This is a genomic window from Streptomyces indicus, assembly GCF_900100315.1.
Lineage (GTDB): Bacteria > Actinomycetota > Actinomycetes > Streptomycetales > Streptomycetaceae > Streptomyces > Streptomyces indicus.
Map to the genome: position 1 here is coordinate 1 of NZ_FNFF01000026.1, position 21095 is coordinate 21095.

At 70.1% G+C, this 21095-nt stretch carries 22 protein-coding genes; 10 read left to right on the top strand and 12 right to left on the bottom strand.

The features are described from left to right. Positions 1-309 (bottom strand): transposase (locus tag BLT97_RS34835; RefSeq protein ID WP_143041435.1); only part of this gene is annotated, 309 nt, incomplete at its 3' end. 53 nt (positions 310-362) lie between these two features. On the opposite strand from BLT97_RS34835, the gene BLT97_RS34840 reads away from it, so the two are divergent. Continuing rightward, positions 363-1229, top strand: coding sequence for a hypothetical protein (locus tag BLT97_RS34840; RefSeq protein WP_093617640.1), 867 nt, complete (start codon positions 363-365; stop codon positions 1227-1229). 247 nt (positions 1230-1476) lie between these two features. On the opposite strand, the gene BLT97_RS37650 is transcribed toward BLT97_RS34840, so the two are convergent. The 3 genes from BLT97_RS37650 to BLT97_RS38795 all read right to left on the bottom strand — a co-directional run bounded on the left by BLT97_RS37650 (position 1477) and on the right by BLT97_RS38795 (position 2624). Further along, a complete protein-coding gene (locus BLT97_RS37650; protein ID WP_143041436.1) occupies positions 1477-1779 on the bottom strand; it encodes a hypothetical protein in 303 nt (100 codons plus the stop codon). A 406-nt stretch (positions 1780-2185) separates the two neighbouring features. Further along, entirely contained in the window at positions 2186-2476 is a 291-nt protein-coding gene (locus tag BLT97_RS39150) for a DUF6896 domain-containing protein (protein ID WP_425442818.1), read from the bottom strand. Then, entirely contained in the window at positions 2382-2624 is a 243-nt protein-coding gene (locus tag BLT97_RS38795) for a DUF6896 domain-containing protein (protein WP_245769716.1), read from the bottom strand. The genes BLT97_RS39150 and BLT97_RS38795 overlap by 95 nt, the downstream gene beginning before the upstream one ends. 312 nt (positions 2625-2936) lie before the next feature. On the opposite strand from BLT97_RS38795, the gene BLT97_RS34855 reads away from it, so the two are divergent. After that, the gene (locus BLT97_RS34855) at positions 2937-3497 is read left to right on the top strand and encodes a hypothetical protein (RefSeq protein ID WP_245769717.1); all 561 of its coding nucleotides are present in this window, start codon (positions 2937-2939) and stop codon (positions 3495-3497) included. A gap of 248 nt (positions 3498-3745) precedes the next feature. On the opposite strand, the gene BLT97_RS34860 is transcribed toward BLT97_RS34855, so the two are convergent. Next, a complete protein-coding gene (locus tag BLT97_RS34860) occupies positions 3746-5026 on the bottom strand; it encodes a WD40 repeat domain-containing protein (RefSeq protein ID WP_093617644.1) in 1281 nt (426 codons plus the stop codon). Between the two features lie 729 nt (positions 5027-5755). Between BLT97_RS34860 and BLT97_RS34870 the strand changes: the two genes are divergently transcribed. Further along, the gene (locus BLT97_RS34870; protein ID WP_245769718.1) at positions 5756-6421 is read left to right on the top strand and encodes a hypothetical protein; all 666 of its coding nucleotides are present in this window, start codon (positions 5756-5758) and stop codon (positions 6419-6421) included. A 103-nt stretch (positions 6422-6524) separates the two neighbouring features. Here BLT97_RS34870 and BLT97_RS34875 read toward each other — a convergent pair whose 3' ends face one another. Continuing rightward, the gene (locus tag BLT97_RS34875) at positions 6525-7007 is read right to left on the bottom strand and encodes a hypothetical protein (RefSeq protein WP_093617646.1); all 483 of its coding nucleotides are present in this window, start codon (positions 7005-7007) and stop codon (positions 6525-6527) included. A 62-nt stretch (positions 7008-7069) separates the two neighbouring features. Here BLT97_RS34875 and BLT97_RS34880 point away from each other — a divergent pair, with 62 nt between their 5' ends. The 3 genes from BLT97_RS34880 (at position 7070) to BLT97_RS34890 (ending at position 9106) form a co-directional block, all read left to right on the top strand. After that, positions 7070-7666, top strand: a complete 597-nt coding sequence (locus BLT97_RS34880; RefSeq protein ID WP_093617648.1) for a TetR/AcrR family transcriptional regulator — start codon at positions 7070-7072, stop codon at positions 7664-7666. 125 nt (positions 7667-7791) lie between these two features. Beyond that, complete coding sequence (locus BLT97_RS34885) at positions 7792-8625, top strand: PIG-L family deacetylase (RefSeq protein ID WP_093617650.1); 834 nt, start codon at positions 7792-7794, stop codon at positions 8623-8625. A 100-nt stretch (positions 8626-8725) separates the two neighbouring features. Beyond that, positions 8726-9106, top strand: a complete 381-nt coding sequence (locus tag BLT97_RS34890) for a VOC family protein (protein WP_093617652.1) — start codon at positions 8726-8728, stop codon at positions 9104-9106. A gap of 111 nt (positions 9107-9217) precedes the next feature. Here the strand turns inward: BLT97_RS34890 and BLT97_RS34895 are convergent, their stop codons facing one another. Further along, positions 9218-10561, bottom strand: coding sequence for an MFS transporter (locus BLT97_RS34895; protein ID WP_093617734.1), 1344 nt, complete (start codon positions 10559-10561; stop codon positions 9218-9220). A 426-nt stretch (positions 10562-10987) separates the two neighbouring features. Between BLT97_RS34895 and BLT97_RS38180 the strand changes: the two genes are divergently transcribed. After that, complete coding sequence (locus BLT97_RS38180) at positions 10988-11131, top strand: hypothetical protein (RefSeq protein WP_176954003.1); 144 nt, start codon at positions 10988-10990, stop codon at positions 11129-11131. Between the two features lie 142 nt (positions 11132-11273). On the opposite strand, the gene BLT97_RS34900 is transcribed toward BLT97_RS38180, so the two are convergent. Both BLT97_RS34900 and BLT97_RS34905 read right to left on the bottom strand, forming a co-directional pair. After that, positions 11274-11642 carry a YciI family protein gene (locus BLT97_RS34900; RefSeq protein WP_093617654.1) on the bottom strand — a complete coding sequence of 123 codons (369 nt, stop codon included), beginning with the start codon at positions 11640-11642 and terminating at the stop codon, positions 11274-11276. A 185-nt stretch (positions 11643-11827) separates the two neighbouring features. Next, positions 11828-14566: a helix-turn-helix transcriptional regulator gene (locus tag BLT97_RS34905; RefSeq protein ID WP_093617656.1), complete on the bottom strand. Its 2739-nt coding sequence runs from the start codon at positions 14564-14566 to the stop codon at positions 11828-11830. 242 nt (positions 14567-14808) lie between these two features. On the opposite strand from BLT97_RS34905, the gene BLT97_RS34910 reads away from it, so the two are divergent. After that, positions 14809-15348: an SRPBCC domain-containing protein gene (locus tag BLT97_RS34910; protein ID WP_093617658.1), complete on the top strand. Its 540-nt coding sequence runs from the start codon at positions 14809-14811 to the stop codon at positions 15346-15348. A gap of 80 nt (positions 15349-15428) precedes the next feature. Then, entirely contained in the window at positions 15429-16616 is a 1188-nt protein-coding gene (locus tag BLT97_RS34915) for a PP2C family protein-serine/threonine phosphatase (RefSeq protein ID WP_281251166.1), read from the top strand. A gap of 99 nt (positions 16617-16715) precedes the next feature. On the opposite strand, the gene BLT97_RS34920 is transcribed toward BLT97_RS34915, so the two are convergent. The 3 genes from BLT97_RS34920 to BLT97_RS34930 form a co-directional block, all read right to left on the bottom strand. Next, the gene (locus BLT97_RS34920; RefSeq protein WP_245769721.1) at positions 16716-17693 is read right to left on the bottom strand and encodes an L-threonylcarbamoyladenylate synthase; all 978 of its coding nucleotides are present in this window, start codon (positions 17691-17693) and stop codon (positions 16716-16718) included. A gap of 362 nt (positions 17694-18055) precedes the next feature. Continuing rightward, positions 18056-18757 carry a helix-turn-helix domain-containing protein gene (locus tag BLT97_RS39025; protein WP_093617664.1) on the bottom strand — a complete coding sequence of 234 codons (702 nt, stop codon included), beginning with the start codon at positions 18755-18757 and terminating at the stop codon, positions 18056-18058. After that, positions 18758-19054, bottom strand: a complete 297-nt coding sequence (locus tag BLT97_RS34930; protein WP_093617666.1) for a hypothetical protein — start codon at positions 19052-19054, stop codon at positions 18758-18760. It lies immediately after the preceding gene. A gap of 189 nt (positions 19055-19243) precedes the next feature. Between BLT97_RS34930 and BLT97_RS34935 the strand changes: the two genes are divergently transcribed. Beyond that, on the top strand, positions 19244-21043 hold the full coding sequence (locus tag BLT97_RS34935) for a chitinase (RefSeq protein WP_093617668.1): 1800 nt from the start codon (positions 19244-19246) through the stop codon (positions 21041-21043). The last annotated feature ends 52 nt before the right edge of the window (positions 21044-21095 follow it).

Here is a 21095-nt window from a genome sequence, read left to right on the forward strand (position 1 = left end):
GCAGCGCGACCAGTCCAACTCGCCGTTCGCGCCAAGCCGATCAAGAACGACGCGGTGCAGCTTGGCCCATACCCGCGCCCGCGACCAGTCCGTGAAACGCCGATGCACCGTCTGCCAGGAGGCGCCGAAGACCGGTGGCAGCTGCCGCCAGGCGCAACCCGAGGTCGCGACGAACACGATCGCGGCCAGCACCGCCCGGTCATCGCATCGCCGGCGGCCTCCGCCCTGGACGCGTACCGGCGGCTCCGGCGCCACGTCCTCGAAGATCTCCCACAGTCCGTCCGGCACGAGCCGCTCAACTATGTCCATGCCCGAAGCAACGACCTACCGCCAATCGAGACACCGTCTTAGGAGAGCCCACCTTGCGAAAGACCGTTCTCGTCCCCTACGCCCATCTGCCCCGTGCGCACGATGGCCACCACATCCTGACCAGTACCGTCGACGTTTTCGGCGCCGCCCACTGGCTGCTTGCCGACCGCGTGCCGCGGCCTGGTGAAGCTGCGCGGCCCTTTGACGCGCTGGTCGTATCCGTCCATCCGGACGGCGGCGCCGAACTCACCGAGCTGAGCGGCGTGCGAGCCCGTCGGCCGCACCTGGACCGCCTGCCCGACGGCAGGTTCGTCGTCGCCGCTCCTCGCGCCCGCCGATCTGCGGACGCGAACCAAGTTCAGGTCTTCGACACACTCGGCCGCGAGACCTCGTCCTTCTCCGTCGGGGACGCCATCGAGCACCTGCTCGTGGACGAGGCCGGCCGTATCTGGGTCGGGCACTTCGACGAGAACCCGGCGGGAATCCGCTGCTGGAGTGCAACCGGCCGACTCACTTGGACATCAGACGATGCGGGCATCCCCGGCCTCTTCGACCGCTACGCCCTGAACGTGTCGGGCACCACCGCCTGGGCCTGCCCGTACACGGACTTCCCGCTCGTCGAGATACGCCCCGACCGCACCCATCGGCCCGTGAGGGTGTGGGCGAACCGCGTACGAGGAGCCAGAGCGGTCGCGGTCCACGGTGAACGGATCGCGTTCTACGGCGGTTACGGCGACGAATGGGACCGACTCGTCCGCGGAGAGATCAGCGAAACATCCGTTGAGCCAACCGACGTCGGCCTGCTCACCCTGGCCGACGGCTCCGCCCCCGGCCGTCGGCGGGTTGTCGGCCGAGGCAGCAGGATCCATGTCCAGGCCGAACCGTTCACCACCTGGGGCGTATTCGACCTCAGCGGTTGATCCCCCGTCCGACCTCACAGGGAGCAGGAGTTAAGTAGCAGCCGGACGAGGAACTGAGTTCCTCTCCTCCTGCCACGTCGAAGAGTGTTTGAGCCCCGGAAACCGCGATGCTGCGGGGACCGGGGCCGGGCTGGGGTCGCCCGCAATTCGCCTTGCTCGGCGCATCCTTGCACCGGTCAAGGCCTGCACAGCGACAGCGCCTGTCCATCTGGCACACGGCCAGACACCGCACCCGCAGCCCAGCAATTCAGTCGTCGCCTACTTGAAGGAGCACGGCGAAGACGTCGCCGTTGGCCCCTGCAATCACGCCGTCAAAGGTATGCCGGGTCACCGGTGACGACGCCACCTCCTTGAGGGGCCCTGGTGCCAGCTTAAGGTTCGTCATCCAGGTGGCCTCATTGCCGAGCCGGCTGACGATCTGCTCCGCAACCTGCCGGGCATGGATCTGATCCTGGAGCATTACGCCCGACCAGACGAGGCTCTCGGTTGCCAGCGACGCTAGCAGGCTCGCACTCGATCCGACGTCCACAACCTGGAGTGCGTCTGCCACCTCAGTAGGTGAGGGTTCCGGGATTCGCTCGTCAGCATGGGCTGCCCACTCTTCTTGAGCAGTCCGAGCCAGCGCATGGATCTCGGAGGGCAGGTCAGCGACGCTCCCGACGCCGGATCTCACGTAGACCTCACGCGGTCCCAGCAGGGACCCCAATAACTCTCCGACCTGCTCCGATGCATTCACCACGTCATCCTGACACGACTCCGGCATGCATCACCTGGGACCGGACAAAGCGCCCGCGCGTGGCGCGGACAGTCAGCCGCCTTGGTGCGAGCCGCGAAGGTCGTGACCCCAATCGGGACCTGACGGGCGGATCCACGAGCCTTCCGGATTCGCGTGGCAGCGTGAAGCGAGCACAATCACTCGCGCGAAGGCAGCTCCAGTCCAAAGCCCGACACCGGATTCAGGTTGCCGTCGCAGCCTTAGCCCGGCAGAACCACCCAGGCCGCACCTCTGTCAGTAGAGGGCTCAGCGACTGCACAGCAGCGCGCAAGACCTGGTCGGAGAGGTCAAGAGGGTCGGGCAGACTCCGGGCGTAGAGACGCAGTCGCCAGAAGTCGAAGATCTCTGTCCCGTCGGGTGCAAAGTCCACGTCGATCTCAACGCCGTCCTGCCTGCAGAAGACACCCTGCTCCGTGAACGCTGTACGAGTAGTCGTCGAATTCGCCGGTCCGGCTGATCTCGTGCCGCGCACGAACCAGGTCGAGAACGTCAGCAAGCTGCTCCACTGAGGGGAATGCTGCCCGCATGGCCAGGCCGACCGAGCTCAGTGCATCGACATAGGCCATCACCACGCCACGCGCTGTCAATACGCCAGCCTCCACACGCTCGACCTCCGCCATGCCCTCCCCCTCGATGGCTACAGGCGAAGACCATCCTGTCGTGAGCGTAGACCGCCCACCAGAGACATCCTTGCCTCTAGCGTTCCCGTTCGAGCCTGGAGCCACAGGGAAGACCGGTCGCTGTCGGGCCTCATACGTGGAAGTTGCCCCAGAGCCCCACAGGCCAGTGGTGCGGGACACCGTCGACGCGACCCACGTCATGCCCCTGGGCAGCGGCCACTTCGGGGCGAGCTTCGAAGGCGATGTCTCTACTAGTTAGTTGGGCACCAAATTGAGGTGCTCCGAGGCCGGATCACACTGCATGATCGCGTCATGTCGGATTCTGCTTCCTTCCGGTATGAGTCCAACTGGGGCGGTTGCTACGAGCTGTCCATCGAGGTTGGTACCAGCGGTGACGCCGAGCTGCAGACTCTCCTGAGTGCTCTGTGGTCTGTGGCAGACATGCTGGGGTGCTTCGGGCGGTGTGACCGTGAGCACGAGTACACGGAAGTGCCGTGCACCGTGGCCTCGCTGAGTCAGTCCGGTCAGCTGGTCGGTCAGATCCGCTTGCCGACGGGCCGGCTGACGGTGAGTGGTTGCACGGCCGTGCGGGGTGGTGACGGAAGCGACTGGCTGGACCTGTCCATCCCGACATCCGAGCTGGACGAGGCGGGCATCGAGTACCACGCTGACGACCAGCCGTTCTTCAGGTCCGCCGTCCTTGACGACTGGCTCGCCGGCATCGCGTCGGCGACCTTCCAACAGGCATCCTTCAGCCTGGCGATCGTCGGCTGGATGATCTCCGGAGGCGCGGATGCCGCCATGCTGGCGGGCGAGTTGCCTCAGGAGCGCGCCATGGGATATCTGCTGCCACGTGACGGGGTTCTGCACTAAGGGCCGGCCAACAGCTGAGCCTGGCGTCGGACGTGCAGCCAGTGGGACACGTACGCCGCCCCACGCTCGTCACCCGTCTTCTCAAAACGTTCAACGCGCGTCGTCGACGGCCGCTGCTTCCCTACCGGCCCTCGCCTCGCGCCGCGGGCGCATCAGGGCGGGCACAAGTTCGCGACAGCGGAGGACGCGGAACAGACGGCCACGCCCGGGCAAAGGCAGGCTGCAACGACCGCACCCCTCCTTCCCGATCACCGTCCATCAGCGCGCATCTTGTTCACCGCCGCCTGGACCTGCAGCCAGGTCGGGTCGGCGCTCGATGCCTCGGTCACGCTGTCCAGGTCGTCCTGGTCCCAAGAGCGTTCGCCGTCGGCGAGGACCAGGTGCCGCTCCAGGTCTTGGTCGTCGTCGGGTACTTCGCTTGTGGAGTCCACGAAGGTGCGCACGACTTCAACCATCGCCTCGCGGTCCGGGATGTGTGGGCCGCCTGCCACAGCCACGAGCACGACCTCGCCTGTGGCGGTGGCGGCCACGAGGTCTCCTGTCACCAGCCTGCCGAGGGCAGTGACGGGTGCGCCGCCCAGCAGGGGATGCGGCGTGACGGTCTCCTCGTCGAGGTTGAGTTCGAGCAGGGTGCCGTCCGGTCGGCCGATCCACAGCACACCCGGCCGGGCGTCGAAAGCGATGTTGTGCCGGGACCAGTCCGCAACGTCCGCCCCCTCCCCCGTAGCCGAGGACAGCCGATCGGGCTCGTCGTCGCCGAGAGTCGTGAAGAGCATCAGCCGCAGTGTGGGGAACTCGTAGACCGACAGGGTTTCCTCGTAAGCGTTGCCCCGGATCGCGAAACGACGTCCATCGGAACTGAACACCGGGGCCTCGTACCCGTCGACATCGATGATCAGCGCACGCCGAAGGAAACGCAGCGGTCCGGACGCAAGGTCGGTGCGGGCGAACAGCACGAGGGTGGCACCCTGGTCGCTGTTGTACGTGGCCACCAGACCGCCCCCGGGGTGCTCCACGATCCCGGTGTCCCAGGCCCGGCCCGAACGGACAGTTCCGCTGCGCAGATCGATCGTGTCGCTGCGGTCCCACGCGTTGGTGGTGTTGTGCGCCGGCCAGGCCCACAGGGCGTCACCGTCCGGGCTGAACGCCAGATGCTGGTAGTCGAAATCAGGCACGTGGTGCATCGCCCGGACCTCCGTCCCGTCGCCTGCATGAGGCGCATCGTCGGCGAGGCGATGGACCCACTGACGGACGCGGCCCTCGTGCGTCACCGCAAGTGCGGCTTCGGTGGGGTGCCAGGCAACGGAAGGGGTGTCCCGATCCCAAGCCCCCACTTCCCCGTAGGGATCAGAGTGGGCCCCGATCGTGGCCAGTCGATCCAGACGTCCCGCCGAGCAGTCCCAGACGTGTACGGCAGGACGCACCGCATCAAGCGCAGCCACCAGAGGCAGCCGCGGATGACACACGAGGCGCTCCGCCCACGAGCCGTCCCCGACGCCCGCCCGCGTCACGATCACCACATCGCTCATGCCGGGCACCCTACGGGGCACCACCGACAACCAGCGTGCCGTCCCCAACCCCCTTGTCCGGAAGGGAACCTGTGCGACGACTACGGGCGTGTCAGGGCCTACTGGGAGAACGCGTAGGTGCGGACCGGGTCCAGGTGCAGCTCGTAGGGCCCGAGGCAGTCGGCCGCCAGGGTCGCGACCCGAGCGCCACAGGGGCAGGCTCGGTTGAGTCCCTCATCGCCTGCCGCCCGCAGCACCCCATGCTGTTCTCCCCGTCGGGCAACGGCTGAAGGCCGGCGGCATCCTCTGGGTGCACCACAACGGTCAGTCGGCTGCCGGCCGAAATGACGTAGCCCTCATCACGGCAGATCAAGTGCCCTCGTGGCTGAGCCGGCCTCGGGTTCCTCTGGTCGCCCTGCACGACGTAGGGAGGTCCCCAAGGCTCGGGATCGATCGCGTAGCGGCCCTGTGGAACGGTGGAAGGTGTTAGACGCGTCTTCTTGTCCCGGTCGCGCTCGCGGATCAAGGAGGCCGGGATGACAGCCAGTTCAACCAGCTCCGGTGTGATCGCGGTGCCGCACTTGGAACAGAGGAAGATGGTCATCGCCTCGTTGTAATCCTCTGAGCAGCTGCTTCGCACCCTCGTTTCGCCGCGCGGAGACTGCGCTCGCAGCGGGCGGACTTCACCTGCTGCATCCAGTCAGCAGATTCCGGATCTTCGGCTTGTCCACGATGAGGGAGACTGTGGAGGTGATCCCTTCCAGCGCCCTTGCCCCCTCTGAAGAGATACGCGCCCACCTTGTCGAGTACTTGAACCTGGCACTCCGTCGGCCTGGGATGTTCGGCGGTGAGACGACCCTTCGGATCTTGTTTGATCACCTGCTGTTTGTTGAACGTCAGCCCGAGGGATTCGCTCAGCAGCAGCAAGTTCTTGCAGATCGCGGGGCCTGGTCTGCCATAGGTGTGACCGGGGCCTTCCGAGATCTCATCCCAGGGCGCAATTACGAATACGGAATGGCTTCGGTGTACGCGGAGTTCGCGCTGCGACGCGGATGGCTCCGACCGGACCGGGTTCTTGCGGACGACGAGTACGAAGCGTTGAAGGGCCGCGTGCGGCAGTGGGCGGGCGAGGACCGCACGTGGGCGGATGTGACGGCGGAGTTCGGGTCCCCATGCGTGCTGTTCGGGGGGACCAACCCTCGCTACGGCAAGACCCTGGGGTACCTCAGCGAAGATCTGGAACAACCGATGGTGGTCTTCCACTTGTGGAACGGGAGTGCTCCAGGCGCTGAACCCTGGCCTCCTGAGCATGAGCAACCGCTCCTTCTCGCCGTGCGCTACGGCGAAGGCCCGTTCCGCCAGACCTTCACTTTCACCCCTGAGGGGCTGCGAAGGAAACCGTCCTCCGCCGAGTGAGGACGCGGGACAACGTCCCGCCTGAGCCTGCCGACCCCGCGGGCCATGGTGGGCCGGCGTAGGTGCCCTGACTGGCGGGCGCCCGACCGCGGTACCTGCCGAGTCAGCGCAGGAACCTACGAAGCATCCGCACGTAAAGACTCCACCGCGCCCTGCGCGCCACCACCCCCGAGTTGGCCGACTCGGCGCGATCCAGGCTGTCCTCGAGGCACGCGTCGTGGAGTGGGCGGAAGAGGAGGGGCCAGGTCAGGCGGGCCGGGCCGCGGGCGTGCATGGCGAGGGTGTGGCGCAGGAGTGTGTGGTCTTCGTCGACAGCTAGGGCCGCGTATGCGTGGAAGCCGGCGAAGCCGCGCGGTCCGTCGAAGGCGAAGCGCACCCAGGTCGAGGGGACGTAGGCCACCACGGTGTAGCGGACCGGGCCGTGGCCGCCGACCGCCCCGACCGACAGGGGGCGGTCGAACTCCATGGGCGGCCACTCGTCGTGCGCCCAGAGCTTGTCCTCGGTGCTGGACAGCGTGTCGATCAGCGCGCCGACTTCGCTCGCTTTCGCGGTCAGCAGGCGCTCGTGCACGTTGTAGACGCTCATTGGCCCTCCCCGGAGCTATATAGAGACCTGTCTCTAAAATAGTAGAGGGTAGTCTCTACTTCATGGCAAGACCGGCCGTCTTCGATAGCGAGCAACTCCTCGACGCCGCGGTGCGACTGGCCGCCTCCGGGGGGCCGGCCGCCGTGACCATGTCCGCGGTCGCAGCGGAGGCGGGGGCCTCGAGCGGATCGGTGTACCACCGCTTCGCCGGGCGGACCGCGCTGCTTGCCGAAGTGTGGCTGCGTACCGTCGAGGGTTTTCAGGACGGCTACTTCAAGGCCTTGGACGCAGGTGTCGACGCGCGGCAGGCGGGGTGCGCGGCGGCGCGGTATGTCATCGCCTGGAGCCGGGCCCACCCCGAGCAGGCTGCTCTTCTCCTTTACGGCGCCGAGGACTTCGGGCGCGCGAAGTGGTCGGAGGAGCACGTCCGGCGTGCGGACCGCGGAAACCAGCGTGTGCGCGCCACGCTCGGCTCCCTCACCGCCGATCTGGGCGGGGAGGGTCCGCAGGCCGCCGAGCAGGTCGCACTGGCCGTGGTCGACCTGCCCCTGTCACTGGTCCGTCGCCACCTCCGGGGCGGCGGCCGTCTGCCCGCGCACGCCGAGGACCTCGCCGAGCGATGCGCTGCGGCGTTGTTCGATTCCCTTCACGGGCCGTAGACGCCCGCGCTTGAGGGCGGGGTGTCAGAGCCACTCCGTAGTCTTCTGGGAACATCCGGTCCGGCCGTCGCGGTTGGATCAGGCGAGAGGCCTTGGGGCCGTGAGTTCTGCAGGAGGATTGTTCCGTGACTGACCGGCCGTTGACGCTGATGGCAGTGCATGCCCACCCGGACGACGAGGCCACAGGGACCGGAGGGATCCTCGCGCGATACGCGGCGGAGGGGGTTCGTACGGTGCTGGTGACCTGTACCGACGGTGGGTGCGGGGACGGCCCCGGGGGCAGCAAACCCGGTGATCCCGGGCACGATCCGGCGGCCGTCGCCGCGATGCGCCGCAAGGAGCTCCAGGCGAGCTGCGAGGTGCTCAAGATCAGTGATCTGGAGCTGCTGGACTATCCCGACTCGGGAATGATGGGCTGGCCGAGCAACGACGCGCCCGGGTCGTTCTGGCAGACCCCCGTGGAGGAGGGTGCCGCCCGGCTCGCGGAGCTCATGCGGCACTACCGTCCCGATGTGGTCGTCACCTACGACGAGAACGGCTTCTACGGGCACCCCGACCACATCCAGGCGCATCGCATCACGATGGCGGCCGTGGAGATGACCGGGCTGGCGTCGAAGGTGTACTGGACGACGATGCCCCGCTCGGGGATGCAGCGGTTCGGCGAGATCATGCGCGAGCTGGATCCCGACATGCCGGAGCCGGACCCCGCCGAGGCCGCCGCGATGGCCGAGATCGGCCTTCCTGACGACGAGATCACCACGTGGGTGGACACCACCGCGTTCAGCGGCCAGAAGTTCGATGCGCTGGCCGCCCATGCCAGTCAGGGCGAGAACATCTTCTTCCTCAAGATGGGCAAGGACAGGTTCGGCGAGCTGATGGGCATGGAGACGTTCGTGCGCGTCAAGGACACCACCGGAGCATCCCTCCCCGAGGACGACCTCTTCGCCGGTTTGCGCTGACCCGCACCCGGGGCGGGCCTTCAACAACATGTTTAAGACGCGCTGTTGGGGCACCCGAGGCGGGCACGCGCACGGAGGTCCACGAGCTGCGAGGGGAAAGATGGCTGTCGCCGAGATGCACTCCACTGTCCTGGACACCCCCGACCCGAAGGGACTGGCGTCGTTCTACGCGGAACTGCTGGGCGGCAGGGTCGACGATACGGGTCAGTGGCTGGCCGTCCACCTGCCCGACGGGCAACGGCTCGGCTTCCAGCACGTGGCGGAGCACGAACCGCCGGTGTGGCCGCACTGGCCGGGTGCCGAGGGCGATCCGCAGCAGACCCACCTTGATCTGCGGCTGACCGGCACCTACGAAGAGGCGGAAGAGCTGGTGCGCTTGCTGGGTGGCCGGGTCCTCGACGCTGACGACGACAACGGCGAGCGGCCCTACCGGGTCTACGCGGACCCGGCAGGGCACCCGTTCTGTCTGGGGCGGTTCTGAGCAGCTGAGCGCGTCACGCGCCGGCACACTCGTACCGACCCTGGTTGAACGAAGAAGGCGCCGCCGTGCCCTGCCTGCCAAGCCGCAGGCAGGGCACGGCGCGCCGATCGTTTACGTGGCCTGCTGATCCGCCTTTCCCAGGGCCGCAGAGCGGCCGATGATCACGGCGCCCGCGATCAGACCGGTGACGGCGAGAGCCGAGGCGATCAGGAACGGGTCCCACGGGTGCAGGGACGGTGCGAATCCGAGGCCGAGGTAGACGGCCACGCCGGTGGCTCCGCCGAGCTGGTCCGCCGCGCGCTGGACGCCGGAGGCGATTCCGGCGTCCGCGTCGGTGGTCCCGCTGACCGCGACGTACTGCAGCCCCACGAGCCCGAAGGCCATACCGGCTGCGATGAGCAGCATGCCCGGGAGCAGCCACGCGGCCCCGCCGCCCAGGTGCGCCACGAGCGCGATGACCGCCATCGCTCCCCCGGTGGACGCGAGCCCGGCCAGCACACACACGGGTGCGCCCCAGCGTCCCAGGAGCCTGGGCACCAGTACCGAGGCCGCGATCAGCGCCGCCGCCAGCGGCAGCATCGTGAGCCCGGCGCCCAGCGGGCCCATGTCCAGCCTGTCCTGCAAGTAGAAGGTGAACAGCAGGAACGAGGTCGACAGCGCGCCGCTGAGCAGCATCGTGGTCAGGTTCGCCCGTACGCGGACCCGGTCGGCGAGGAAGGACGGCGGGACGAGCGGGTGTGGCGACCTCGCCTCGATCCGTACGAAACCGGCAGCGGCCGCCGCGGCCCCCGCCAGTGCCGCGAGGATCGTCCACGGGCTCGTCGTGGACTCGCCCGCCGCGACCACGGCGTAGACGAAGAGCAGCGGGCACGCGGTGAGCAGGGCCGCTCCCGGCAGATCGAGACGGCCCCGTTCGAGGGAGGCGCTCCGGTCGGCCGGGACCAGGAGGAGCGCGGCCCCGATCACGGCCAGGATGAACGGGACCGACATCAGGAAGGTCCAGCGCCAGCCCAGGTGGGCCGTGATGACCCCGGAGAGGACGAATCCGAGGACCAGGCCGCAGCTGGCCACGGCGGCCCACACGCCGAGGGCACGCGAGCGCTGCGGGCCCTCGGGGAAGAGCAGCACGATGGTGGCCATCGCCGCGGGCAGCGCGACGGCCTCGCCGGCTCCTTGGAGCAGCCGTGCGGTGACCAGGACCGGGAAGGTGGGGGCCAGGCCCGCCAGCAGTGAGGCCGCGCCGAACAGGGTTGTGCCGACCAGCAGGGTGCGGCGGTGGCCCAGCAGGTCGCCGAGCCGGCCGCCGAGCATCAGCAGCCCGCCGCCGGTGATCGTGTAGCCGACCACGACCCAGGTCAGCGTGTGGCCGTGGACTCCGAGGTCCGCGCCGATCGTGGGCAGCGCGACGTTGACCACGGTCACGTCCACGGCGATGAAGAACTGCAGAAGAGACATCGCGCACAGCACGAGCCATGCGCGCGTGGGGGCGGGACGGTGCCCGCGGGAAGGGGTGGTGCCTGAAAGCATCGATTGCTCCGTCGCTCAGAAGCGTTACCGAGCAGCACGAAGGGCCGCTCCGGACTGAACACGAAGCGGCTGGACGTTCCAGGTGGTGGTGCTGTGAGCCGGACGTCCCGCCGCTAGCGGGGCGTCCTGGTCACTGCCGCGCAAGCGGCCGAGCACGAAGCGGCGGACATGCAGGGCATCGTAACAACGGACGCCGAGCCCAATCCGAGGCCGCCCGTCCTGCGGGGCGGGCCCCTGCTCCGTCCGCACCGCGGACACCGGGTGCCGGCCGGTCCGGAGGTCGCCGTAGACTCCCCGGGGTCCGTCGCCCTGCGCGCCGGCCACCAGCACGTGAACCAAGGAACGGAAACCGCAGTGAACGCCAGCACCGATGCGCCGATCTACGAGGAGCTCGTCGAGGAGCTCGGAGACGTCCCCGGCGAGGTACGGTCGGCGGCCGAGAAGGAGCTGAACCGGCTACAGGAGGTCTTCGGGCTGGAGCGTCCCCGCAAGGGATAGGCGCTTCGGTCCGTCTCTCCCGGACGAGGCGATGGGTCCCGTCCCCCCAGCGGACGAAGCTGCAGGTACAGCGGAGAGCCCGTGCGGTGGCGCGGTCCACGGAATCGGACCGCGCCTCCCCACCGATACGGTGCCGGAATCGTCAGGCGCCGGGCTCCTCCTGGAGGGCGCGGACCTCGATCCTGCTGCGCAGGGCCCGCGAGGCCTGCTTCGTCCACTCGATCGCCACGTCGTCGTTCTCGGCCTCGATGATCCAGAAGCCGCCGAGGTACTCGTCGGCCTTGACGAACGGGCCGGGGGTCAGGACGGGGCTGTCGCCGGTGTAGTCCACCGTGGTCGCGGTCGACGGGGGCTGAAGGCCGCCGGCCGTCACGAACGCGCCCGCCTCCTGGATGGCGGTGTTGAAGGCGCCGACCGCGGCGATGACCTCCTGGAGCTCGGCCGGGTCCATGCTCTCCATGGTCGGTTCCTCGGCGGAGTCGTGCGGGAGGCTCAGGAAGTACTTCGTCATGGTGATCTCCTTGTCGTGCGGCCGGTTCCGGTCACTAGGGGCGCTGTGCCCCGGCCCGGCGGCTGTTGCCTGGTGACGACTCAAACGCTAGGCGCGGTACGGGCGTCGGCGAATCAGTCATCGTGACTGGTGTCCCAGGATCGTGACCGGCGTCCGCCGTCACTCGACGAGAGCGGCGTCCGGAATCACTCCACGAGACCGGCCAGTTCGGCGCGCCCGGTGACGCCGAGTTTCGGGTACGCCTTGTACAGGTGATGGCCGACGGTCCGCGGGCTGAGGAAGAGCTGGGCGGCGATCTCCTTGTTCGTCTGGCCTGCGGCGGCCAGTCGTACGACCTGGAGTTCCTGCGGGGTCAGCAGGGTCAGTGGTCCGCTGCGTCCGGGCACCTCGCTCTTCTCGCCGAAGGCGGCCAGCTCCGTGTGCGCACGCTCGGCCCACAGCTGGGCGCCGAGGTGTTCGAAGGCGGAGGCCGCTGCCGTGAGGTGGCCGCGGGCCTCGGCGCGGCGGCGACGGCGGCGCAGCCACTCGCCGTAGACGAGCTGGGTGCGGGCGCGTTCGTAGGGGCCGCCGTGCTGCTCGTGGAGGCGCAGTGCCTCGGCATACAGGCGGTCCGGGTCGGTACCGCCGTCCGTGTCGTCGGTCAGGAGGGCCCGGCAGCGCAGGGCGAGCGCGGTGGCGAGCGGGCGGTCGACGTGTTCGGCCCAGTGCCGGAAGGCCGCCAGGTGCCGGTGGGCTCGTTCGGGTCGGCCGTCGCGTACGGCGGCCTCCACCAGGTCCGGGATCGCCCGCATCAGCAGGTCGCGGCGCGCGGGTCCGTCACACACCTGCTCGAGCTGGTCGCAGGCGTCGCCGAAGCGGCGGGCGGAGAGGTCGAGCATGCCGAGGCCCCAGGCCGCGATCTCGGCGTTGACCCGGTGCCGGGCCCGGGCTCGCGGGAGGACCTCCTCGGCGAGGGTGCGGCAGTGTTTCTCCTCGCCCGCCACGGCGTGCAGCCAGACCTGGATGGACTGGTGGGCCAAGTTCTCGGTGGTGTTGGAGAGTTCGGCGCTGACGGACACGCCCTCGGCCACGCAGGCGCGGGCGTCCGCGAACTCGCCGCGCAGCAGCCGTGCCACGGCGAGCACGTTCAGGGTGTACGGGATCCAGCCCAGCGCTCCGGTGGACCGCACCAGGGCCAGCATGTCCTCGGTCGATGCGACGACGGCGTCCTCGTCGGCGATCATGAGCCCGCCGAAGCCGGTGGTGATGCGCCGCATCAGGTCCTGCCCGCCGGGGAGGACGGCGGTGTCCAGCGCGCGCATCGGGCCGACGGCGGCCTCCGGGCGTCCGTCGAAGAGGTCCGCCCACGCGGCGAGTGCGGCGATGACGGGGGCCCAGTCCTGGGGCGGGGTGAATCCGTGCATCAACTCCGCCGCGCGCCGCACCAGTTCGTGGGCCGCTCCGTGCCGGGCGGCGTGGGCCGCCTCGTAGAGGCTGAGCGCGGCGCGCTCCGGGTCGGTGGCGCGTACCAACGCGGCGGCTTCCAGCGTCAGTTCGGCGTCGGCCCGCGGCGAGGTGCGTTCGTATTCCACGGCGCCGCGGGTGTAGATGGCGTCGGTCCGTACGCCGGTGTCGGTGGTGAGGGCGAGCGCCTCGGCCGCGAGGCGGGCTGCGCGGTCGGCGCTGCCCGCGTCGAACGCGGCCTGGCCGGCGAGGGCGATGCGCCGGGCCTTCAGCTCCCGGTCGGCGCTGAGCCGGCCGGCGCGTTCGTAGGCGGCGCAGACCGCCAGCGCGCCGCCCCGGTGCCAGGCACGCTCCGCCACGCCTTCGAGTGCGGCGGCCACCGTCTCGTCGGGTGTGGTGGTGGCCGCGGCAAGGTGCCAGGCCCGGCGGTCGGCGTCGGCGTCCGCGCGCAGGGCCTCGGCGTACGCCCGGTGCACCTCGATCCGCCGGTGCAGCGGCGCGTCCTGGTAGGCGGCTGCGCGCACCAGGGGGTGGCGGAAGGTGATGCGGCTGTCGATGCGGACCAGGCGGTCGCGTTCGGCGGGCTCGAGGTCGGCGGCGGCGCCGCCGAGGGATTCGATCACGTGCAGGATCGCGGACAGGGGCGCCGCCGTGTCGGCCGCCGCCACCACGAGCGCGCGCCGGGTGGGGTCGGGAAGCTCCACGATCTGGTGGCGGAAGGCGTCCTGGACGCGGCGGGTCACCGGCAGCGGGCCGACCTGTCCGGCTGGGTCCGAGTCGTCGGCGTCACCGTCCGCGAGCCGTGACAGCCCGAACTCGATGACGGCCAGGGGGTTGCCGGCGGACTCGGCGAGGACCCTGGTCCGTATCCGTTCGGCGAGATCCGGCGCGTGCTCGTCCAGCAGACGGGCGGCATCGGGTGCGGCAAGGGCGGGCAGGTCCACGACGTCGAGGCCGGCGAGGCCGGACGGCACCGAGGTCTCCCGTACGGCGCACAGCACCGCGATCCGGTCGGCGACGAAGCGGCGGGCCGCGAACAGCAGCGCCTCCACCGAGCCCTGGTCGCACCACTGCAGATCGTCGACCACGCACAGCAGCGGGGCGTCCTCGGCCAGATCGGCGAGCAGCGACAGCGTGCCCGCGGAGATCAGGAACCGGTTGCCGACGTCGCCCTCGGCCAGGCCGAACGCGCAGCGCAGCGCCGTCGCCTGGGGAGCGGGCAGGGCGTCAAGGCGGTCCAGGTACGGGAACAGGAGTTGATGCAGTCCGCCGTACGCCAGTTCGTGGTCGGACTCGATGCCCGCGCCGCGGAGCACCTGCATGCCCTCGGCCTCGGCGAGCGACACGGCGTGGTCGAGCAGGGCCGACTTCCCGATCCCCGGCGCCCCGCGCAGCACCAGAGCTCCGCTGCGCGCCTTCTGCGCATCCGCGAGCAGAGCCCGCACCTTCGCCTGTTCCGCCGCTCTCCCCACCAGCCCCATGCGGGCACCCTAGCCGCCGGGTGCGGCCGGATCGAAAGCCCCGAGGCAGGGCGGTATCGAACGGTCCGTGCGGCGGCGGCTGAGTCCGAACGCACTCGATTGACAGGCAAGCGACCACTTGCCTATCGTGAGGGTGCGGCGCTTGAAAAGTCCGCAATGCTACGTATGTAAGTTTTTGGCGCGGCCCATGTGCGACCTCCTCGGCAGGCCCCACCAGCGCGCCGCACGAGTCAGGAGCCCCGATGAACGAGCCCCTCGCCTACGGAACCCTGGAGACGGTCGACGGCCGGCCGATGCTGCGCTTCGAGCGCGTACTGGGCCATCCGGTCGAGCGCGTGTGGCAGGCCGTCAGCGTGCCCGCCGAGCTCGGGAAATGGTTCCCCTCGGCCGTCGACTGGAAGCCCGCGACGGGCGAGACCCTCGACGTCGGCGGCCAGCCCCTCCAGGTGACGGAGGCGACGCCGCCGCGGCGTCTGGCCTGGAGCTATGCCGGGCAGCCGTTCAGCTTCGAGCTGACGCCGCAGGGGCAGGGCTGCCGCCTGGTCTTCACGCACGTCATCGACGACCTGCCCGCGGCACAGACCGCCACCGGCTGGGAGACCTACCTCTCGCGCCTCGAGCCCACGCTCGCCGGCGAGGAGGTGTCAGAAGAGGCGGCGCACGCACGGTGGACGGAGATCCACGAGCTCTACGCCGCGCGTTTCGGCGTCGATCCGGAGCCGGGCCGGCAGTGGGCGGCAGCGAACCTTCCGGCCACACCTCAGGACGGCAACTCCGCCTGACCGCCGCCCGGATGGCAAGGTCACGCGGATGAGTGATGGAGGGCTTGTGTGGACCTGGCGTCGGCCCGTACCGTCCGCGCGTGACAGTAGCGGTGCCCGGCACGGGCGCAGAGGCCACGATTCTCCTCGTGGACGATCATGAGCCGAACCGGTTCGCCATGGGCAGCGTGCTGCGGCGTGCCGGGTACCGGGTGGTCGAGGCGGCGTCCGGACACGAGGCACTGGCCGCGTTGCACCGCAGTGATCCCGTACCGGAGCTGGCGATCATCGACGTACGGCTGCCCGGGGTCAGCGGCTTCGAACTCGCCCGGCGGATCGCCGCCGACGCCAAGCTGCCGCGTATCCCCGTCGTCCATGTCTCGGCGGAGGCCAACGACGCACGCGACCGCGTGGAAGGCCTCGAAGGCGGCGCCAGCGCCTATCTGGCCTCCCCCGTGGCCCCGGAGGAGCTGCTGGCCACGGTCGGCATGGTGCTGGCTGCGGGGCGCGAGGCGCGGGCCGCGCGGGACGAGCGCAGGTTCGCCTTCGAACTGCAGCGTGCGTTCCTGCCGCCTCCGGAGAAGCTGGCCGCCCTGGACGGCGTCGACCTCGCCGTCGGATATGTGCCGGCGATGGCCCGTCTGGAGCTGGGCGGGGACTTCTACGCCGCCTTCGCCGTCGAGCGGGGGGTGCTGTTGGCCGTGGGCGATGTGGTCGGGCACTCCCTCGCGGCGGCCACGGTCATGGTCGAGCTCCGGCACGTCCTGCGCGCCTACGCCCTTGAAGGCCATCCCCCGCACCGGATCCTGGAGTTGATGGACGGCCTGCTGGCGCACTTCCACCCGGAGGTCACGGCCACCATGTGCCTGGCGATCCTGGACCCGCGTACGGGCGCCGTGGAAGTCGCCAACGCGGGACACTTTCCGCCGCTGCTCATCTCGCCCGGACAGGGGGCGGACTATCTGCACGTGCACGGTCCCCTGCTGGGGCTGAACCTGGCGCACCAGCAGGCCACCGGTGCCCGGCTTGCCCCCGGCGAGATGCTCCTCATGGTCACCGACGGCCTGATCGAGCGGCCGCGCGTCGACCTCGCCGACTCCCTGGAGGATCTGCGCGAGCGAGCCGGCCGCGGGCCCTCGACGCCCGACTCGCTGCGCGATGACCTCCTCCAGCACTACAGCAGGGGCGCCGAGGACGACATCGCGCTGCTCGCCGTACGACGGCAGGGCACCGAGGTGCCCGGGCCGCGCGGGTCACGGCGTCCCGCGGCGGAGCAGCCGATGCGCTAGGAGCGCCGCAACTCCCGTTGGCCGGGCGGGATTTCGTCGCGCGACGCAGAGCGTGACCGGTCCGGCTGGCAAGCCGTCAAGTCGTCAGGCCGTAAGCCGTCAGGCCGTCGAGCGCGGTCCGGCCGCGCGGCGCAGGCGGTTCGCGATCGCCAGGCCCAGGCCCTCTTCCGCGGGCAGGGCGGCGAGGATGAGGTCGCAGCCCCGGCGGTCGAGTTCGCGCAGGAAGCCGTAGAGCTCGCGCGCGTAGGCGGGCAGCGAGGCGGGGACCTCGACGACCGCGTGGGCCGTGACCGGGGTGCCGGTGTGGGCGGCGGGCAGGAAGAGGCCCACGCGGTGACCGCGTCGCTGTGCTTCTTCTGCTTCGGCGATCAGCCGGTCGGGGTCGACGAGGACGACCCGCGCGTTCGGCGCGTAGTGGGACGGGTGCTGTCCCGGCACGCGGACCGGGCTCGACTCGGGCACCGCGAGGGGGCGGCCCAGGACCTCTTCGAGTGCCTCACGCGTGACGCCGCCCGGCCGCAGGATGACCGGGGTCTCGCCGGTGGCGTCGACGATGGTCGACTCGACGCCGACCTGGCAGGCGCCGCCGTCCAGGACGAAGTCCACCGCGTCGCCCAGTTCCGCGCGGACGTCGTCGGCGGTGGTGGGGCTGACCGAGCCGAAGCGGTTGGCGGACGGGGCGGTGACGCCGCCGCCGAAGGCCGACAGGAGGGCCAGCGCGTCGGGGTGATCGGGCACGCGGACGGCCACCGTCTCCAGGCCCCCGGTCGCCTCCAGGGGCACCCTGGGGCCGCGCTGAAGAACCAGGGTGAGCGGACCGGGCCAGAAGTGCTCGGCCAGCAGGCGGGCCGGCTCCGGCACCGTCCGCACCCAGTCGTCGAGCTGCGCGGCGTCGGCGATGTGGACGATCAGGGGGTGGGAGGGCGGGCGTCCCTTGACCTCGAAGATGCGCTTCACCGCGCCGGGGTTCTCGGCGTCGGCGCCCAGGCCGTAGACGGTCTCGGTCGGCAGGGCCACCAGCCCGCCGGCGCGCAGCACCTCGGCTGCCTTCTCGATGTCCCCGGTCCGGGCGGTCACCTGATCACTGGTACGTGCTGACACCCGGGCCATCTTAGAGGCCGCGGACGGTGATCGATTTCGGGCCGGGCGCCCCGCCCGCGCCGGGCACGGCACGCGGGCGCGGAGCGGCGTGCGGGCCGGAGCTCCGCCGACAGAGCTCCGGCCGCGTCCCGTCCCCTGTGGTGCTGGGTTCTCCCGCGACTCAGCACGCCGGGGAATCGTGTGCCCTCGGGCGATAGACAGATCGTGCCTTCCCGGGCGCGGCACGGCAGTGACGCGGAACGAAGTCTTCGGAGCCTTTCCGGGCCGGTTCGAGCCACGAAACGAAGGGGTGCGGTGAAGAGCGGGGTTGCTTCGCACCCGAGAGCGTCGGTGGGACGTCAGGGGAAGAGCCTCGGGAGGTCGGGCCCCTCCGGCGGGCGCTTGAGGGTGTCGGACGGGGAGCAGCCGAAGGTGCGCCGGTATGCGGCGGCGAACCGGCCGGGGTGACCGAAGCCCCAGGCGGTGGCGATGGCGGTGACCGTGACGCCGGCGGCGGGGACGGCGTTCCGCAGTTCGGCGTGGGCGCGGTGCAGGCGTACCGAGCGCAGGTACTCCATGGGCGTCTGGCCGAGGTGGCGGCGGAAGGCGTATTGCAGGGCCCGCGGGGTCACGTGTGCGGCTTCGGCGATCTCGGCCAGGCCGATGGCGGTGTGGGCGTGTTCGTCGATGAACGCCCGTGCGCGGGCGACCGTGCCAGGTGTGGCGTCGCGGGTGTCGGCCGGGGAGGGCTCACGGCCTGTGAGGTTGTTGGGGAAGACGCTCAGGGCCAGCGCGGCGAGGTGCTGCTCGAACGATGCGTAGACCAGGGGGTGTTCGAGGGTTCCTGTGGTGCAGAGTTCACGGAAGTGGAGTCGGGCGGATTCCCAGACGGCCGCGTGCCGCGGGGATATCGCGTCCAGGGCCTTGAAGCGGACTTCCTGCTTGCTGTGCGGATGGACGGATGCCGCCGCTCTCGCGAGCAGATCGGGATGCAGGTTGACGGTGGCCGCCTCGAACAGGTGGGTGCGGGCCGCGTAGGGGCGGTCGGGGGTGTTGGCCAGTCATACGTCGCCACCGCCGTAGGTGCCGCTGTGGCCGCCGCAGTTGCGCTCGACGGTTCCGCCGGTGCTGCTGATGACGACGAGGGGGCCGTGGGCCTCGTTGGTGAACCGGAGATCCGCGGGCAGCAGCACTTCGTCGTAGGCGAGCATGCCGACACTCGTATGGCTGAGCGAGAAGGTGGCGCCCTCGGGGATGCCGCCCATGCGCAGCCCGGAGCCGTACGCCTCCCGTAATGCGCTCTCCGCGACCTCCGCGTCCGATGTGCGGAGGTGGTGCTGCTCGATCTGCTGCGCCATGGGACTCCCCCATCCACTGCGCCGGCCTGCCGGGGCACGGCCGCGCCTCTCTTCGTACGGTAACGCGGTTCGCGTCGCCGCCCGCAGCACGAGGAAACGTCAACTGCCGTGCGCGCCACAGGTATTGACCACTCGATTGGTCTGGACCAAGCTGTGCGCCACTCCCCTCACAGGTCCCTGGAGGCAGTTGTGGAACGTCACAGACCCCTGGCCGCCGCTCTCGCGTCCGTGCTCGTCGCGGGCGGACTCCTCGCGACCGCCACGACGGCGGGTGCGGCGGACACCGAACTCGCCCGCAACGGCGGCTTCGAGGCCGGTCTCGCCGACTGGAGCTGCTCCGCCGGCAGCGGGGCGGTGGTCTCCTCACCCGTGCACGGCGGCACGAAGGCCCTGCAGGCGACGCCGGCCGGCAGCGACAACGCCAAGTGCTCCCAGACCATCACCGTCCAGCCCAACTCCTCCTACACGCTGAGCGGTTGGGTGCGCGGCAGCTACGTGTACCTGGGGGCGTCGGGCACCGGCACCACCGATGTCTCCACGTGGACGCAGTCCGCACCGGACTGGCAGAAGCTCTCCACCTCGTTCCGCACCGGGGCCTCCACCACCTCCGTGACCGTCTACACCCACGGCTGGTACGGGACGGCGGCCTACCAGGCCGACGACCTCTCGCTCGTCGGCCCCGGCGGCGCTCCGGTCCAGGTGCCCGCGGCGCCGACCGGGCTCGCGGCGGGCAGCCCCACCAGCACGGCCGTCCCGCTGTCCTGGTCCGCCGTCCCCGGCGCGACGCGCTACACCGTCTACGCGAACGGCGTGCAGAAGACGACGGTGAGCGGCACCTCGGCCACCGTCACCGGTCTTAATCCCGCCACGGCGTACACCTTCCAGGTCACCGCGGGCAACAGCGCCGGCGACTCCCCCAAGTCCGTCTCCGTCACCGCGACCACCACCGGCGGCGGCGAGCCCGGCGGCGGCGATCTGCCCGCGCACGCCCTCGTCGGCTATCTCCACGCGAGCTTCGCCAACGGCTCCGGGTATACGCGGATGGCCGACGTGCCCGACTCCTGGGACGTGATCAACCTGGCGTTCGGCGAGCCGACTTCGGTCACCTCGGGCGACATCCGCTTCAAGCTGTGCCCGCCGACCGAGTGCCCGGGCGTGGAGTCCGAGGCCGAGTTCAAGGCCGCGATCAAGGCCAAGCAGGCCGCGGGCAAGAAGGTGCTCATCTCGATCGGCGGCCAGAACGGGCAGGTGCAGCTGGCCACGGCCGGGGCCCGGGACGCCTTCGTCTCCTCCGTATCGCAGATCATCGACACTTACGGGCTCGACGGCCTCGACATCGACTTCGAGGGCCACTCGCTGTCGCTGCAGAACGGCGACACCGACTTCCGCAACCCCACGACTCCCGTGATCGTCAATCTGATTCAGGCGGTCAAGACGCTCAAGGCGAAGTACGGACCTGACTTCGTGCTGACGATGGCGCCGGAGACGTTCTTCGTGCAGCTCGGCTACCAGTTCTACGGATCGGGCCCCTGGGGCGGCCAGGACCCGCGCGCCGGCGCCTACCTGCCCGTGATCCACGCGCTGCGCGACGACCTCACGCTGCTGCACGTCCAGGACTACAACTCCGGCCCGATCATGGGCCTGGACAACCAGTACCACTCGATGGGCGGCGCCGACTTCCACATCGCGATGACCGACATGCTGCTCACCGGCTTCCCGGTGGCGGGCAACGCCGACCGCGTCTTCCCCGCCCTGCGGCCCGAGCAGGTGGCCATCGGGCTGCCCGCCTCCCCGAACGCGGGCAACGGGCACACGTCCACCGCCGAGGTGAACAAGGCGCTGGACTGCCTCACCAAGAAGACCAACTGCGGCTCGTACCAGACCCATGGGACCTGGCCGGGCCTGCGCGGGCTGATGACGTGGTCCATCAACTGGGACCGGTTCAACGGCTGGGAGTTCAGCAGGAACTTCGACGCCTACCGGTGGTAAGGCGGCGGGGGGACGGGGGGAGATCGTGTGCAATATCATGATCTTCCCCCCA